This window comes from Butyrivibrio hungatei NK4A153 (assembly GCF_000424465.1).
Taxonomy (GTDB): Bacteria; Bacillota; Clostridia; order Lachnospirales; family Lachnospiraceae; genus Butyrivibrio; species Butyrivibrio hungatei_A.
On the sequence record NZ_AUJY01000002.1, the window covers coordinates 198,521 to 215,326 of the forward strand.

The window sequence follows — 16,806 nt, forward strand, 5'->3', positions numbered from 1 at the left end:
TTATTGTTTTTCAGGTTCATTTCAGGTTGGGAATTTATTATGGCTTCAATACGATAAGGAAGGGAGAAAAAGGATAGTGGAAAAGCATTACAGACATGAGCTCAAGTACAGTATTTCTTATTCTGAGTACATAGCGATGCGAAACCGTCTCAGAAATATAATGATCTCCGATCCGCATACGGATTCAACAGGCCTTTATCAGATAAGGAGCATTTATTTTGATAACAGCGATGACAAAGCGCTGCGGGAGAAGATAGACGGCATACAGAAACGTGAGAAATTTCGTATCAGGTATTACAATGATGATTTTTCTTTTATAACACTTGAAAAGAAAATGAAGATTAATGACCTGTGCCTTAAATATGACGCGAGGATTGCTGAGAGCGAGTGCAGAAAGATACTTGAAGGTGACCTTGAATTTATGAAAGACAGCCCACATGAGCTGGTAAAAGAACTATATGCAAAGATGCGATATCAAAGGCTCGTTCCGAGGGTTCTGGTGTCATATGTACGTGAACCGTATATATACAAGGCAGGAAATGTCAGGGTTACATTTGATTCGAAGATAAGAACATCTCTATATAATCGAGAATTTCTTATAAAGGATGTCAAAGACATAAGTGCGGCGGATAACCCGGAGGATATGATACTGGAAGTAAAATACGATGCGTTCTTGCCGTCGGTGATACAAGACCTGATACAGGTTAATAACATGACCAGACAGGCATTTTCAAAATACGGCGTATGCCGGAGATTCGGATAAAAAATTGAGATACAATAATCTGTTCATTTGAAGGAGGAAGAAATAATGTCATTTAACGATATTTTTAAATCAAACTTTTTGGAGAGCGTAACACAGTTTTCCGTTGTAGATACATTGATGGGAATGGCCTTTGCACTGGCGATTGGATTGTTTATCTTTTTAATCTATAAAAAGACATTTAGCGGAGTTATGTATTCCACGGGCTTTGCAATGACTCTTGTAGGACTTGCGCTTGTGACCAACCTTGTGATCATGGCGGTTACATCAAATGTTGTTCTTTCACTCGGCATGGTCGGAGCACTTTCAATCGTGCGTTTCCGTACAGCGATAAAAGAGCCTATGGAGATAGTATTTTTGTTCTGGGCGCTTGCGGCAGGTATCGTAGTCGGAGCGGGAATGATCCCTCTTGCAGTGATCGGATCCGCGATAATCGGGATAATCCTTGTTTTGTTTGCAAATAAGAAAGTTTCAAACGTGCCATATATTCTTATTGTTGATTGTTACGATGAGAGAGCAGAGGAGACGGCATGCGGCATTATAAAAAAAGAAGTTGAAAAGTATATCGTTAAATCCAAGACTGTTACTGATGATGGAATCGAGTTTACGGTGGAGATACGTACCAAAAATGCGGCAACAGGTTTTGTTAATCATATAAATGATGTTGATGGTGTTTCAAGTGCTACACTTGTTGCATTTAACGGCGAGTACATGAGCTAAGGTTTAATAGGAGGATCTTGATATGGTTACAAACAAGCATATTAATAAGATTGTGGTAATCATCATGGCCATGGCTGTAATGATATGTGTGCTTGCCGGAATAGTCATGGGACGAAGTGATAAATATACTGCAAATGCAAACATTTTAATGGAATACCCAAGCAAGCTTTTTGATACAAATGAAGTTATAAGCGTAAACATCAAGATGGACGAAGAAGAATGGAATGAGATGTTGGAAAATGCAATGTCCGAGGAATATTACTCCTGTGATGTCGAGATATGCGGAACGACATTTAAGAATGTTGCTATACGTCCAAAAGGAAATACATCTCTTTCATCGGTAGCAAGGGATCCTGATACCGATAGATACAGTTTTAAGCTGGAATTTGGTCATTTTATGGAAGGGCAGACATGCTTTGGACTTGATAAGCTTATTCTCAATAATAACTACGCTGACGCCACCAATATGAAAGAGGCGATCGTATATGACATGTTCAACTTTATCGGAGCGGCATCACCGCTGTACAATTACGCATCGATATCACTAAACGGTGAGTACAAGGGCGTATATCTTGCATTGGAAGCAGTTGAAGAGAGCTTTTTGCTAAGAAACTACGGAACACGTAACGGAGAGCTATATAAGCCCGAAAGTATGGGAATGGGCGGCGGAAGCGATAATAAACCCAAATCTGAACAGGGAGCAAAATCGCAGCAAGGTTCGGGAGGCGGAAAGCCACCGTTTGGTGTAGACGGCAAGCCGGATCATGGCGATTTTAATCCGCAGGATAAGCCTGACATGGAGGGTGATACCCCCGGAGCACCTCCACAAATGCCTGACATGGAAGGCTTTGATCCTGCTAATATGCCATCCTCTCCGGAAGGGATGGAAGGTGATGATTCCGACAATCATCCAACACCACCTGACGGTATGGAAGGTGGCGGTCCTATGATGGGCAATGGCGGCGCTAATCTGAATTACATTGATGACAATCTTGACAGTTATTCAACAATATGGGACGGCGAGATAACAGATACGGCAGACAACGATCACAGAAGAGTGGTTAAGGCACTTAAGAATATAAGCGAAGGAAATGACATAGAGAAATATCTTGATGTAGACAATATCCTTAAATATATGGCTGTGCACACTTTTGTGGTAAATATGGACAGTCTGTCAGGAAATATGGCGCATAACTATTATCTTTATGAGCTTGACGGAAAGCTTAATCTTTTCCCGTGGGATTATAATCTATCATTTGGCGGTATGTCATCCATGGGAAGATACGGAGAAGACAGCGATAAAGGAACTGAGATGGTAAATGATGCGATAGATACTCCATTTTCGGGAACCGACTTTTTTGATACATTATTGGAAAATGAGGAATATCTTGAAAAGTATCACGAGTATCTGAGAAAACTAACAGAAGAATATGTTGACGGAGGAAGATTCGAAGAAACCTATAACAGGATAGGAAGCCAAATAGATGCACTTGTTAAAGAAGATCCGACAGCGTTTTACAGCTATGATGAGTATAAGACGGCATGTGAAACATTGTATAAAGCGGTGAAGCTAAGAGCTGAAAGTATCAATGGACAGCTTGACGGAACGATACCGTCTACCGATGAAGAGCAGAAGCAAGATTCAGCTGCACTTATCGACGGTTCTGAAATTGATGTCAGCGCTATGGGAACTCATAGCGGGGGGAAAAAAGAAGGCAATTCGGAATTTCAGGATAACAATTCCGTGAAGCATTCAAAGAAAAAAAGTGGATAATAAAAAGGGAAACGTTTCAAAACGGCGTTTCCCTTTTTACAGTATTGAGCCTTTTTTTAATAATAATCGTCTCTGTTAAGATGATATCCGATGATGGCACCGATGACACCACCTATGATATGTGACAGGTTTGATATATCGTCCTGAAGAAACAATCCGTCATGAATCTGTTGCCCGAGGAAAACGACAGTAACCAGTATAAATGTCAGCGGAATGTCTCCTTGTCTGAAATTTGTAAATGACGTAAGGAGGATAAAGGCAAATACAACTCCGCTGGCGCCGCACAAAGCTACATTTTCAAATAGGATGTAGTTTACTATTCCTGTAAAGAGTGCGGTTATTACAATTATCTGAAGTATTGGCTTAGATCCGTATTTTTCCTCAAGCAAGGGACCGAGCAATAATAGATAGGAGGCGTTACTGATGTAATGTTCCCAACCGCTGTGTCCAAGTACGTGTGTAAAAAATCTGATGTAAGTAAGCGGATCGGTAAGTGGTGACCTGTAGGTCATAAACAGGAGCTGGTCAGAAAAGCCGTTTGTAAAGGCGCTCAGCTCCAATACGCCAAAACTTAGCAACATAAATCCCAAAACTACCGGGGAATTAAATGTAATTCTTAATCTTCGCATAGAAACCTCACTTTTTTTCTAATGCCTCTATAATAGCACATTTCCTTAATAACTTTGACCTTTTTAATTTCGCATTTTATTATTGATATATACGTTTTTGGGGGAAGAGCATTCTACAGGTGCATCTTCCGGAGAGGAGCATAAATGGCAGAACTTAAGTGCCCGCATTGCGGACAGGCTTTTACGGTTGACGATACGGAACTTGGTTCCATTATGAAGCAGATAAGAGATAAAGAATTTGAAAAAGATCTTTCGAGCCGAGTTTCCGAGCTTGAAAGACACTATAGAGAAAAGCATGAGCTTGAGCTTGCGGCAAAAGAGAACGAGATCATCTTAAAGAGCAAAGCTCAGTATGAGAAGGAAAAAGAGGATCATCAAAAGGAACTTGATGACCTTAGAGCGCAGCTTAATAAGGCTCTTGAAGAGAAGAGTCTTCTTTCCATGGAAGTAAAAGGCGCTGAGGACAAGACAAAACTTGCCGTTCTTGAAGCCGTAAGAAAAGTGGAAACAGAGAAGAACGAGCTTGCCAATGCTCTTAACGATGAGAAACATGAACTTGAAAATGCCCTCAATCAGGAAAAAGAAAAGGGCAAGATCCTTCTTGAGCAGAAAGAGAAAGAAGTTGAGTTCTATAAAGATTTAAAGACCAAGATGTCAACAAAGATGGTCGGCGAGACGCTCGAGCAGCACTGCGAGATACAGTTTAACCAGCTTCGTGCGACTGCTTTCAGAAATGCATATTTTGAAAAAGATAATGATGCAAGAAGCGGAAGTAAGGGCGATTATATCTACAGAGAGTGTGATGAGAACGGCGTTGAGATAATCTCTATAATGTTTGAGATGAAGAACGAGATGGATGAGACCGCGACTAAGCATAAGAACGAGGACTTTTTTAAGGAACTTGATAAAGACCGCAAGGAGAAAAACTGTGAATATGCCGTGCTTGTCTCACTTCTTGAGAGCGACAGTGAACTCTACAATGCAGGAATTGTCGATGTTTCCTATAAGTTTGACAAGATGTATGTTGTGAGGCCGCAGTGCTTTATTCCCATCATCACGCTTCTTAGAAATGCTGCATTTACAGCGCTTGAATACAAGCAGGAACTGCAGCTTGTACGCAATCAGGATATTGATATCTCAAACTTTGAAGACAGTCTGATGAAGTTCAAGAATGATTTTTCAAGGAATTATGAGATAGCGCACAATCACTTTGACAAGGCTATCGATGAGATAGACAAGACTATTCAGCACCTTGAGAAGGTGAAAAAAGAACTGCTCGGTTCCGACAATCAGCTCAGGATTGCAAACAGCAAGGTTGATGATGTCAGCGTAAAGAAGCTTACGCGAGGCAATCCGACCATGAAGGCGAAGTTCGAAGAAGCAAAAGGTGTGCTATAATGTTTTTTGCTGCACTTATTGCAGGAAATAATTTATATCGGAGCTAATTTAAATGTCTACTCAAAACAGAAGAGAATACTTTACCACAACACCTATACCGAAGCTTATTATGACATTATCTTTTCCAACCATAATAAGCATGCTGGTTACGGGAATTTATAACACGGCTGATACGTTCTTTGTATCGAGAGTTTCAAGTAATCCGGAAGTAAATACCGCAGCTACCGCGTCTGTAGGACTTGTTTTTACCGTTATGGCGATTATTCAGGCAGCAGGATTCTTTTGCGGACACGGATCGGGAAACTATCTGTCAAGAATGCTTGGCGCCGAGAAGTATGAAGAAGCAGATGAGATGGCATCTACAGGTTTTGCACTGTCGATCATTCTCGGAATTGCTTTTGCTCTTATCGGAAATATTTTTCTGACCGATATTGCCGGTGCGCTTGGTGCAAAGAGTGCGCAGACTTTGACATTTACAAAGCAGTATATGAGGATCATATTGCTTGGCGCTCCGTTTATGATGGCGCAGTTTGTTATAAACAATCAGCTCAGATTCCAGGGAAGCGCATATTACGCAATGATCGGTCTTATGAGCGGTGCTGCGATGAATATGATACTCGATCCGCTTCTTATCATGGTATTTCACATGGAAGTTACGGGAGCTGCGATCGCAACGGTTATGGGACAGATTACAAGCTTTTTTGTCCTTCTAATCGGAACGACCAAGGGTGAAAATATAAAGCTTAATATTAAGAAGGTCAGACTTAACGGGCATTACCTCTTTGAGATAGCAAACGGAGGCGGACCTTCACTTGCAAGACAGGGACTTGCGGCTATAGCAACTCTCGTTCTTAACAGAACTGCGGGAAGCATAGGTGCTGATGCGGCAATTGCCGGAATGTCTGTTGCAACAAGAATCCTCATGCTTATGGTTTCGGCACTTATAGGATTTGGCCAGGGATATCAGCCCGTATGCTCGTTTAACTACGGCGCAGGACTTACGGCAAGGGTAAAAGAGGGATTCTTTTTCTGCCTTAAATATGCATCAATCTTCCTTTTGGGACTCGGAGCGGTATGTTTCTATTTTGCACCGAATCTGATAGCTCTTTTCTCCAAGGACGCAGCTGCCGTGGAGGTTGGTGTAAAGGCGCTCAGATTCCAGTGCGCGACGCTGTTCTTATCAGGCCCTATTGTAATGAGTAATATGATGCTTCAGTCTATAGGAAAGGGAGTTAAGGCTTCAATTACGGCATCTGCGAGAAACGGTATCTGTTTCCTTCCAATGATACTGCTTCTTCCAAGGTTCTTTGGAATCACAGGAGTAGAGATTGCGCAGCCATGTGCCGATGTACTTTCTACGCTTATTGCGGTTCCGTTTGCATATTCGGAACTTAGAAAGTTTAAGTGATATAATATAAGGGTATATAAAGGCAAAAATTCAAAACGCCTATATCATAACAATTTCATAGAAGGAGGTATTTTCATGGGTAAACTGTTACTTACAGGTGTTGATGGAAATCTTGGCGCTGAGGCAGCGAGAGTGCTGCTGACATTGGAAGATAAGAGTAATCTTATATTCTGCGGCTACAGTGAAGATTCACTTAAGGGATTTGCAGCTCAGGGAGTTGAGACACATGTGACGGACTTTAACTATCCGGACGGGCTTGCGGAAGCATTTAAGGGTGCCGATGTTCTTGCTCTTATCTCTATGCCTTTTGTCGGTGAGAAGAGGCAGAGCGCTCATAAAAATGCTGTCGATGCGGCGAAAAAAGCGGGTGTAAAAAAGATTATCTACACATCCCTTGTAAATGCCGGTGATGAGACCAATCCTTCGATTGAAAAGCTTGATCATATCTACACTGAGAACTACATTAAGGGCGAAGGCCTTGATTATATCTTCCTTCGTAATTCCCAGTACGCAGAGGCTATGATCACCAATTACTTTACATATGTGCATGCGAATGCACCTCTTACAAACAGCCAGGGCGACGGACTTATGGCATACATTTCAAGAAAAGACTGTGCTAAAGCCGTTGCATACGCACTTCATCGTGCATCCGAATATGACCACGCAACTCTTAACATCAACGGAAAAGAGCTTATGACTATTACCAAGTTTGTCGAGATCGGTAACAAAGAGACCGGCAACAATATAAGCTACAAGGCGGTTACCGATGAAGAGAATTACAAGATTTTTGATGCTATGGGAGTTCCGAGAACTACAGACGGTCTTTTCAAAAAAGGAAGCGAAGCGCCGTTCTCAAGTGACGGTATGGTAACTTTCGCACAGGCGATAAGAGAAGGCAAGATGGCCGTTCATACCGATGACTTCAAGAAACTTACAGGGGACGATCCCATCACCGTAGATTTCATGTTCGCTCACAGTGATGACTTCCAGATCGGTGAGAGACATTCGAAAGATAAGAAATAATTGAAAAAAGAGAGTACTTCTTGATTATGCGATATATTCAAGAAGTACTCTTTGTTTTTGGGAAACTTAGTTTTCTACTGTCTGATAAACATCTTTCATTTTACTGTCTCTGATGAGGTAAAGTCCAAGCAATACCGATACGATCAGAATCAGAATTGACTTAAGGATGATTCCGTTACCAAGCCATTCTCCGATGAGCACATCCATATCTTCTCTGTTAGCGTAGATCATAGGGTATACCATTAAACTGATGTCGAAGAGGTAGTGCAATACTATATTTCCCCATAGATTTCCTGTTCTTAAATAAAGTGCCGCTAAATAGAAACCGATTCCTACAGCATAAATGATCTGAGCGTATATAGGTGTCGGATTTGTTGCGCCGTCAAGGTTTGAAATATGAATTGCGCCGAAGACAAGTGATGACAATGACATTGCAGCCAGGCATGATGCTTTGCTGTTACCAAATGCTTTTTTAAAGAATGAGAGCAACAATCCTCTGGTAAGTAATTCTTCACGAATACCGGCGCCTAAAAAGACTGAGATTAAAAACAGTACAACAGATTTTGTGTCCATGGCCGGTGTGCCGTAGTCTTTGATTGCCTTATACATATTTGTTATCAAATAGAAAGCAGTAACGGCTGACATGACGCTGCCAATTATAAAAGTATCTTTAAAGCTTTTAAATGAAAAATAAAAAACCTTTTTTTCTCCGAAACCAATTATAACTGCTGCAAGAATAGCAATGATCAATAGTAGATAAATTGCGTCCACAAACGGCAGATTGGAAAGATTTGCATATTGAACGATCATCGCCGGAAGAGTCAGCATCAATGCAAAAGCCAGTACAATACCACCTAAATACTTTATCAATCTTAAACTTGTTTTCATATTATTATTTCTCCGTTAGTATTTTCTTTTTTAAAAATCTAATGAATGCTTCGATTATCAAATAGCTCAGAACACCGCATAGAGCACCTGAAAGAATTCCACCCAGAATATCCGTCGGCCAGTGAACAAAAAGATACATACGGCTGAAAGCACCGAGAGAAGCAAAGACAAGAGCCGGAATTCCCAATTTCTTATTACTTAAGAATACTGTTGTCGCTAATGTAAAGAACCCGGTTGTATGTCCTGACGGAAAAGAATAACTGTTTGGGCTGTCAACTAATAATTTCACGCCCGGTTCCAGCCAGCATGGCCTGCATCTTGTGATAAGATGCTTTAATTCATGGTTTATGAGTATTTGTGAAAGTAAATAAGCAAGAATCAGTTGAATTCCGATTCGTCTTGTTTTTGGATAGACAATCGATATAAGTATCAAAATCATAATTATGTTGCCTGAATTAGTGAAAAATAGCATAATTGAATCTAATATCGGATTATGAATGCTTTGCAAAAAGTGTAGGAACTTAAGTTCCCAATCAAAATAAAAAATTGTACCCAGATCTTGTGGCATATTAGGTCTCCTCTCTATATACTATGACTATCATACTATTATAAACGTACTATGTTAGTCGTAGTTTTGGTTCAGATAACAATATACTATGACAGTCGGAGTATGTCAACAGCTATTTTAATCAGTCGCATCCATAGCGGAGCGTTTTTATATCATAGGAAAGCAATTTGATATAAAAAAAGCAAAGGAGCATGGTTGCAGCCTTTGCTTTCTTTGAGAAAATGGAAATTACAAATTATCTTCTTTTTTTCTTTTTAAATAATCCTGCGAAAGGATTAGTGATCTTATAGCCTATCTTAGCGCTGAGAACACCTGTGATCATTCCGCCGATGACATCTGTCGGCCAGTGAACGAACAGGTATAAGCGGCTGAAAGCTACCAGTGCAGCTATTACAAGAGCCGGAGCTCCGAGTTTCTTATTCTTTAAGTGAACTGCCGTTGCCATTGCAAAAAAAGCATTTGTATGACCGGACGGAAAAGAATAGTCATGTGGAACAGGTATGAGCAGTGGTACGCTTTGATCTAACCAACAAGGTCTGCATCTCATAACAGATGGCTTTATTGCTACATTTACTATCAGTACAGATATAACTACGGCAATTGCCATTGGAATGCCATATTTTCTGGTCTTTGGAATAATGATAAGAGCAAGTAAAAATAATGCGATAAGTATGGCTTTATCACCCAAACCGGTGAAAAAAAGCATTTTTTTGTCCAATTCAGGTGTGTGGATAGTTTGTAAATGGTGCAGGAATTCCAATTCCCAATCCATATAAAAAATTTTGCCTAAATTTTCCGGCATAGTCTGTCTTCCTTTCTAAATGCCATTACAGACATTGTATATAAAACATCTTACTTTAATCGTTAAGTGGGTCAACGGTTATCGGATATTTATAGCATGGTATTTGTTAATAAAAATGTAATAACAGATGTGATGTGTTATCCTCCCATATTTGTGAAAAAGAAATTGAGCAATATGATAAAGAAACAGTATAGTTTTTTCCTTGTCAGTACAAATAACGTGCGCCTATCATTAAGTTAATATATTCTTGTTTTTCCGTCATTTTAAGGGACTATCGAATGTTTGGAAAAGAAAATTATTAAGATGATGAGAGGTATAATTAGGCACTATGGGCATGGCAGAAAAGAGCAAGGAAATTATTCACGACACAAGGATTGAAGGGAAGGAGATTCAGACAGACAGTGGAAATAAGATAACGTTTAACGGCAATTATTTCTGGACAAAGACAAGCGGATTTATTGAACAGCTAAATGTTTACTTTTTTGTGGACATCGATGGACAGAATCAGGTGATAGAGTGGAATAACGGAGATGCCGGAAAAGGCTGGTTTTTGCGTCGCTGGAAGGAAAGAGGAGATGAGACTTTTTCAGCACGTGACGCCTATGTTTACAAGATGATCTTTTCCAAAATGCCGGAGAGAGAAGGGCAGATATCAAAGCCTGAATGGTTATTTTTGGACAGCGAGTCTGAAGAGAGCAGAACCTTCATTGATATGTTGGAAAATTTGAAATAAATTTAAGATAGTTAAAGCCGGAAATCGTGATGATTTCCGGCTTTAATTGGTTTTGGGAACAGATATTTCATAGATATGTTCGCGAAAAGGTATATGTTCTGTATCGCTCTGACTTGGAGTAAGGTATTTAGCCAATGCTTTTGCTTTAAGATTGATTTCATCATAACAAGCGGTGCAAAATCTCGCGGGTAATCCGGCATCTGATCCGATTTTTACGATATCTTTTTTGGATATATCTCGTCCTTTTCCGTTTACAGATGTCGTATGCTCACCCCAATAAGTATCGCTGTATATAAGGTCATATGCTGGGGCTAAATTCCAGCCTTGTAAATCTGTATGTATAAATGAAAAGTTTTTTGTGTGGTCATCTCTATTATGTGTGGCAACATTAAAGCACATAATTCTATATAGTTGTTCTTTATCAAGTTCAGCATCTTTTGTAAGTGCTCTTGCTAATTTGAAATAGGTTTCATAATCGCAAGATGGAGCACGGAAATCCGCTTCCAAGAGGGCTGCAAATGTTATGATGAATACTTTTTCGTTATCTTTTCTATCAAATCTTTCTGTTTTAAAATATCCATCACATACCGAGGAAGGAATAAGATCCGTTTCAGTCATAGATATTCCGCAATCTTTTGCACATAGAGAGTAATCATATTCACATTTGCCGCTTGTGTCGGGATCGTTTTTTGAAGGAAATTTCACTATCCATTCCCTGTTGTCTTCGGAAAGAAGTATTTTTGGGCGGGTTCCTCCGCTTGATCCCCCCATTTTATACAGAATATCTAATTGGTCGGAATTTTTGGACGATAGAATATTTGCACATTCCTTTGCTATTGTATCGAAGTCTAAACCTGCATTCTTGTAATCAAAATCGGCCTCTTTTGACGGCATATATTCAAGGGCGCCCATACCACTTTTTCCGACATATGCAAGTCTTTCCAACGTGGTTATTTCGCCTCTTTTTATGCCAATTGATTCCAGGTACCTATCTAAAAGTAAGTGCCCCCAACTATCGGGGAGACTGTCAGCAAAGACACCGAACAGTCCACCAAAACGATCCAGTGATCTTTCATTGGGTACAAAGACATCATTTCGAAGCGGAAGCGAAAAAGGACTGATGGAAAAGCCATTTTTTTGCCATTCGCTGTCATACTGGAATGCAATTCTTTTATCGGGAGTTTCGGCAAGAGTGCCAACATGTTGACTATGATAATAAACATCCAGAGTCTTATTTACTTGCATTTATTACCTCCTCAATGCTGGTGTAAACAGGTTCGGAAAATAAATTGTTTATTTCTTGTATCAGTCCAAGCTCCATAGTCAGTTTTATAAAAGATTCAAGCGAAATCTGTCCGGTTTTCTCAAACTTGCGCAAAGTGGCATAACTTACATTGCTTCTTCCGGCAAGTTGTTTTTGTGTAATCTTTTTCCTTTTTCTAACGCTTTTGATCTTATTTGCCAATCTAAGGGCAACATCAGACGGCGTATCCCATAAATAATTTGTATAATCCATAATGGTATCCTCGTTTTATATGACCACACTTTTTTGCTATTATTATAGCATTTTATAGCGAAAATCTCAATAAATTGACATTATAGTAGCAATAATAAATCACACACTCATCATACGCCTCATCATACGCATATAATGGCAGAGAAGTAGAATGGAACTGCAGTGAAGATTCTATTGTAGAAACTATGAATGAATCTAAGTCTAAGCCCGGAGTGGGTACGTTTATTGTGGCATGCGTCGGCATACTTTCAACGCTCACAGGCTGCGGTATATATACAATAAAGAAAGTAAGGGAATAAGATTAAAGCCGGAAATCGCGATGATTTCCGGCTTTATAAGCATTACTTATTATTCGTTTACAATATCCTTCAGAGCTTTACCTGCTTTGAATTTAGGTGCTGTAGAAGCAGGGATATCAATCTTTTCACCTGTCTGGGGGTTCTGTCCAACTCTTGCAGCTCTTTCTGTTGTCTCAAATGTTCCAAATCCAACGATCTGAACTTTACCTTTGTTTGCAAGCTCATTTGAAACTACTTCGATAAAAGCTTTAACTGCCTTTTCTGATGCTACTTTTGTAAGATCGGCCTCCGTAGAGATTGCCTCAATAAGTTCTTCTCTGTTCATACTTTTGAACCTCCTTAATGCTTTTTCCATCACTAAAATCACTTAAGAAACGTCGTGACTAAGGAATAATAATACAATTGGCGGGCGTTGTCAATTTTTTTATAACGAGAAACGGCATAAATACTGGGGTTTAAACCATTAAGCCAAGATATGTTAATGAAAAAATAAACATGTATACAAATAGACAAAATGCTCACATCAGTATCCATGCGCATCTTGGCTGTTTTTCAATTAGATTATGTATTGTAATAAGCAAAGTTTATATTCCGCTATAAGTATTCCTTAATTTTCACCTAAGTACCCTTATGCTATGATTCAATCATCAAAACAAACACGAACCAAAATAAAAATGAAATATAAAGGAGAAATGAATCATGGCAGACATCAAAGAAAGCGCATTGGAACTTATCGGAGGAACACCTCTTCTTAAACTTAACGGATATAGCAAGAAGGTTGGAGCAACAAATGCAAATATCCTTGCAAAGCTTGAGTACTTGAATCCCGCAGGATCTGTAAAAGACAGAGTAGCACTTAGCATGATCGAAGATGCTGAGAAGAGCGGAAAGATCAAGCCCGGAGCAACAATCATCGAGCCTACAAGCGGAAATACAGGTATCGGACTTGCAGCAGTAGCAGCAGCTAAGGGATATAAAGCAATCCTTACACTTCCCGACACGATGAGTGTTGAGAGAAGAAATCTTCTTAAGGCATACGGCGCTGAGATCGTTCTTACAGAAGGCGCAAAGGGTATGAAGGGAGCGATTGCCAAGGCAGAAGAACTTGAAAAAGAGATTGAAGGTTCAGTAATTCTCGGACAGTTCGTTAACCCTGCAAACCCTGCAATCCACAAAGCAACAACAGGTCCTGAGATCTGGGATCAGACAGACGGAAAGGTTGACATCTTCATCGCAGGTATCGGTACAGGCGGAACAATTACAGGTGTAGGCGAGTATCTCAAAGAGCAGAATCCTAACGTTAAGGTTATTGCAGTTGAGCCCGCTACAAGCCCCGTTCTTTCAAAGGGTGAAGCAGGACCTCACAAGATTCAGGGAATCGGTGCAGGTTTCGTTCCTGAGACACTTAATACAAAAGTTTATGATGAAGTTATCGCAATTGAGAACGATGATGCATTTGCAGAAGGCAAGAACTTCGCAGTATCAGAGGGTATCCTTGTAGGTATCTCATCAGGTGCAGCTCTTAAGGCAGCTACAATCGTTGCGGCAAGAGAAGAGAACAAGGGAAAGAACATTGTTGTACTTCTTCCCGATTCAGGTGACAGATACCTTTCAACACCTCTTTTTGCGAACTGAATGATATAGGCGTCATAAGTCAATAATGCGTACATGCTTGCATGTTAAGCATTCATTGACTTCGTATATCATTCACATTATAAAAACAACTACACTAGCAGACCGCCGGTGGTCATTTCCACAAAGCGATCAACATACAATTATATTATTGAACTGACTAATATGAGACCGCTTGTCATCATACATGATGAGCGGTCTCAATTTAAAAAGAGGTAATTATCGTGAGTAAATACGATTTTGATAAAGTGACAGACAGGCATGGAACAAGCAGCCTTAAATATGATTTTGGAATGGAAAGAAGGAGGCGCGACGATCTGCTTCCGCTCTGGGTTGCGGACATGGACTTCAGGCTCCCTGAAGAGATACTTGATGACATAAGATCAAGAGTGGATCACGGCATTTTCGGATATACAGATCCCAAGGAAGACTATCAACAAGCTGTCGCAAACTGGTATGGCCAAAGGCATGGCTTTGAAATAGAAAAAGACTGGAATACTGTTGTACCCGGAATAGTTTATGCAATCGCGGTTGCTGTAAGAGCTTTTACTAAGCCCGGCGAGAGCGTCATTATTCAGGAGCCTGTTTATTATCCGTTCAGGGAGACAATAGAACTTAACAAAAGAAAAGTCGTAAACAATCAGCTCGTATATAAAGACGGGCATTACGAGATAGATTTTGAAGATTTTGAGAAAAAAATTGAAGAAGAAAATGTAAAACTGTTTCTTCTCTGCAGCCCTCATAATCCTGCGGGACGTGTGTGGACAAAAGAGGAACTTATAAAGCTTGGAGATATCTGCGTAAAGCATAACGTTACGATATTTGCGGATGAGATACACTCAGATTTTGTGTTCAAGGGATATAAGCACACTTCGTTCATTACACTCGGAGAAAAATATACGGAGAATCTTATTCTCGGAACTTCACCGAGCAAGACCTTTAATATTGCGGGACTTCAGATTGCAAACATAATCATTCCGAATGAATCTGTAAGACACAGATTTAAGACAGAGAACGACGCAGGAGGCTATAGCCAGTGCAATGCAATTGGCCTTACGGCTACCAAAGCCTGCTACGAAAAAGGCGGTCAATGGGTTGATGAGCTACTCACATATCTTGAAGGAAATCTTGATTACATCAGGTCTTTTATAAAAGAAAAACTTCCCAAGATAAAACTTATAGAACCGGAAGGAACATATCTTATCTGGCTTGATTTTGCGGACGCTTTTGATAATTATCGGGAACTTAGGAAGTTTATAGAAGATGAGGCTAAGCTCTGGCTTGACGGCGGAGTTATCTTCGGAAGAGAAACGGCTCTTTTTGAAAGAATCAATATAGCTAGCCCCCGAAGCATCATTGAACAGGCAATGGAGCAATTATACGCTGCATACATAAAAAGATTTGGCAATTAAGGAGGAGTGAATTTGAGTACGGAGATTGACTGTAGACAACAAGAAAAGTACAGCGTGGATACAAAGTGCCAGCTGAATGATCAGAGCCTTAAGGATGTATGGGGAGCTGTCAGTTATCCGATTTATCAGACGGCTACATTTGCGCATAAGGGACTTGGTGAGAGCACGGGATTTGATTATACGAGAATGCAGAATCCCACAAGGCAGCAGCTTGAAGCTGTTGTAGCTCTTTTGGAAAACGGAAAAGATGCGATAGCTTTTGCAAGCGGAATGGCTGCGGTTGCGGCTGTGATGGAGCTCTTTTCACCGGGAGATCATTTCATAATCGATTCGGATCTCTACGGAGGAAGCGTAAGACTATTTAATGAGATCAGCAAAAAGAACGGTCTGACATACACGACGGCTGATTTAAGCAGCGAAGATGTGATCCCTCTTATAAAAGAGAACACGAAGGCTGTGTATCTTGAGACACCGACCAATCCTATGATGAATGTCACGGATATAGAGGAGCTGGCGAAAAAAGTCCATGAGAGAGGACTCATCCTCATTGTGGATAATACTTTTTTGTCACCTTATTATCAGAACCCGCTCGACCTGGGCGCGGACATAGTGCTTCATTCGGGAACAAAGTTCCTCGGAGGGCACCACGATACCATAGGCGGTTTCGCAATCGTCAAGGATGATGAGATCGATGAGAGGCTTCGTTTCATTTACAAGACGACAGGCGCGGGACTAAGCCCTTTTGACAGCTGGCTTATCCTAAGAGGAATCAGGACGTTGTCGGTAAGACTTAACAAGGCTCAGGAGAATGCTTTTGCAATCGCGGAGTATCTTAAGAAAAACAAGCATGTAACGAAAGTAATCTATCCGGGGCTTAAAGAGCATCCGGGGTATGAGATCATGAAGAAGCAGGCAAGAGGCTTTGGCGCGATGCTTACTTTTGAAGTTGATTCTGCCGAGTTTGCAAAAGAGATCCTTGCAAATGTAGATCTTATCTATTTTGCGGAGAGTCTTGGCGGAACGGAGACACTTATAACGTATCCCATCACGCAGACACATGCGGATGTTCCCGCAGACGTACTTGAAAAAAACGGCATCAACAATCGAATTCTCAGGCTTTCTGTAGGAATAGAAGGAACGGAAGATCTTATAAGTGAATTTGAAAGAGTATTTGAAGTGTCAGAAAAGAATACTCAAAAATAGAGGGTTAAGAATTTTTTATACCCTGCTATAAATTTTTAGTG

General features: G+C 40.4%; 17 protein-coding genes. 10 read left to right on the top strand and 7 right to left on the bottom strand.

Annotated features, from left to right (window positions below; all coding sequences use genetic code 11):
• Window positions 1-76 precede the first annotated feature (76 nt).
• Genes G628_RS0103790 through G628_RS16320 form a run of 3 tightly spaced genes read left to right on the top strand, consistent with a single transcriptional unit; the run spans window position 77 to window position 3,254 of the window.
• Window positions 77-763 (top strand): polyphosphate polymerase domain-containing protein, encoded by a 687-nt coding sequence (locus G628_RS0103790; protein WP_330365415.1) that lies wholly within the window; start codon window positions 77-79, stop codon window positions 761-763.
• 45 nt (window positions 764-808) lie between these two features.
• Window positions 809-1,480, top strand: coding sequence for a DUF4956 domain-containing protein (locus G628_RS0103795; RefSeq protein ID WP_027208492.1), 672 nt, complete (start codon window positions 809-811; stop codon window positions 1,478-1,480).
• A 22-nt stretch (window positions 1,481-1,502) separates the two neighbouring features.
• Complete coding sequence (locus G628_RS16320; RefSeq protein ID WP_051199007.1) at window positions 1,503-3,254, top strand: CotH kinase family protein; 1,752 nt, start codon at window positions 1,503-1,505, stop codon at window positions 3,252-3,254.
• A 56-nt stretch (window positions 3,255-3,310) separates the two neighbouring features.
• Here the strand turns inward: G628_RS16320 and G628_RS0103805 are convergent, their stop codons facing one another.
• Window positions 3,311-3,883 carry a rhomboid family intramembrane serine protease gene (locus tag G628_RS0103805; RefSeq protein ID WP_026655934.1) on the bottom strand — a complete coding sequence of 191 codons (573 nt, stop codon included), beginning with the start codon at window positions 3,881-3,883 and terminating at the stop codon, window positions 3,311-3,313.
• 144 nt (window positions 3,884-4,027) lie between these two features.
• Between G628_RS0103805 and G628_RS0103810 the strand changes: the two genes are divergently transcribed.
• The 3 genes from G628_RS0103810 (at window position 4,028) to G628_RS0103820 (ending at window position 7,712) form a co-directional block, all read left to right on the top strand.
• A complete protein-coding gene (locus G628_RS0103810; RefSeq protein WP_027208493.1) occupies window positions 4,028-5,281 on the top strand; it encodes a DUF2130 domain-containing protein in 1,254 nt (417 codons plus the stop codon).
• Window positions 5,282-5,333: 52 nt separating this feature from the next.
• The gene (locus G628_RS0103815; RefSeq protein ID WP_027208494.1) at window positions 5,334-6,689 is read left to right on the top strand and encodes an MATE family efflux transporter; all 1,356 of its coding nucleotides are present in this window, start codon (window positions 5,334-5,336) and stop codon (window positions 6,687-6,689) included.
• Window positions 6,690-6,764: 75 nt separating this feature from the next.
• The gene (locus tag G628_RS0103820; protein ID WP_026655931.1) at window positions 6,765-7,712 is read left to right on the top strand and encodes an NmrA family NAD(P)-binding protein; all 948 of its coding nucleotides are present in this window, start codon (window positions 6,765-6,767) and stop codon (window positions 7,710-7,712) included.
• Between the two features lie 66 nt (window positions 7,713-7,778).
• Here G628_RS0103820 and G628_RS17940 read toward each other — a convergent pair whose 3' ends face one another.
• The 3 genes from G628_RS17940 to G628_RS0103835 form a co-directional block, all read right to left on the bottom strand.
• On the bottom strand, window positions 7,779-8,600 hold the full coding sequence (locus tag G628_RS17940) for a CPBP family intramembrane glutamic endopeptidase (RefSeq protein ID WP_026667423.1): 822 nt from the start codon (window positions 8,598-8,600) through the stop codon (window positions 7,779-7,781).
• Between the two features lie 4 nt (window positions 8,601-8,604).
• Window positions 8,605-9,168, bottom strand: coding sequence for a phosphatase PAP2 family protein (locus tag G628_RS0103830; RefSeq protein ID WP_051199008.1), 564 nt, complete (start codon window positions 9,166-9,168; stop codon window positions 8,605-8,607).
• A gap of 235 nt (window positions 9,169-9,403) precedes the next feature.
• Window positions 9,404-9,856: a phosphatase PAP2 family protein gene (locus G628_RS0103835; protein WP_242827163.1), complete on the bottom strand. Its 453-nt coding sequence runs from the start codon at window positions 9,854-9,856 to the stop codon at window positions 9,404-9,406.
• 442 nt (window positions 9,857-10,298) lie between these two features.
• Between G628_RS0103835 and G628_RS0103840 the strand changes: the two genes are divergently transcribed.
• Complete coding sequence (locus tag G628_RS0103840) at window positions 10,299-10,703, top strand: hypothetical protein (RefSeq protein WP_026667426.1); 405 nt, start codon at window positions 10,299-10,301, stop codon at window positions 10,701-10,703.
• 42 nt (window positions 10,704-10,745) lie between these two features.
• On the opposite strand, the gene G628_RS16330 is transcribed toward G628_RS0103840, so the two are convergent.
• The 3 genes from G628_RS16330 to G628_RS0103855 all read right to left on the bottom strand — a co-directional run bounded on the left by G628_RS16330 (window position 10,746) and on the right by G628_RS0103855 (window position 12,843).
• On the bottom strand, window positions 10,746-11,948 hold the full coding sequence (locus G628_RS16330; RefSeq protein WP_051199009.1) for a type II toxin-antitoxin system HipA family toxin: 1,203 nt from the start codon (window positions 11,946-11,948) through the stop codon (window positions 10,746-10,748).
• Window positions 11,935-12,219 carry a helix-turn-helix domain-containing protein gene (locus G628_RS0103850; protein ID WP_026655919.1) on the bottom strand — a complete coding sequence of 95 codons (285 nt, stop codon included), beginning with the start codon at window positions 12,217-12,219 and terminating at the stop codon, window positions 11,935-11,937. The genes G628_RS16330 and G628_RS0103850 overlap by 14 nt, the downstream gene beginning before the upstream one ends.
• 348 nt (window positions 12,220-12,567) lie before the next feature.
• On the bottom strand, window positions 12,568-12,843 hold the full coding sequence (locus G628_RS0103855; RefSeq protein ID WP_026655918.1) for an HU family DNA-binding protein: 276 nt from the start codon (window positions 12,841-12,843) through the stop codon (window positions 12,568-12,570).
• Between the two features lie 374 nt (window positions 12,844-13,217).
• On the opposite strand from G628_RS0103855, the gene cysK reads away from it, so the two are divergent.
• The 3 genes from cysK (at window position 13,218) to G628_RS0103870 (ending at window position 16,765) form a co-directional block, all read left to right on the top strand.
• Entirely contained in the window at window positions 13,218-14,153 is a 936-nt protein-coding gene (gene cysK / locus G628_RS0103860; RefSeq protein ID WP_026655917.1) for a cysteine synthase A, read from the top strand.
• Window positions 14,154-14,374: 221 nt separating this feature from the next.
• Entirely contained in the window at window positions 14,375-15,562 is a 1,188-nt protein-coding gene (locus G628_RS0103865; RefSeq protein ID WP_027208495.1) for a MalY/PatB family protein, read from the top strand.
• A gap of 12 nt (window positions 15,563-15,574) precedes the next feature.
• The gene (locus G628_RS0103870; protein ID WP_330365416.1) at window positions 15,575-16,765 is read left to right on the top strand and encodes a PLP-dependent aspartate aminotransferase family protein; all 1,191 of its coding nucleotides are present in this window, start codon (window positions 15,575-15,577) and stop codon (window positions 16,763-16,765) included.
• Window positions 16,766-16,806: the final 41 nt, after the last annotated feature.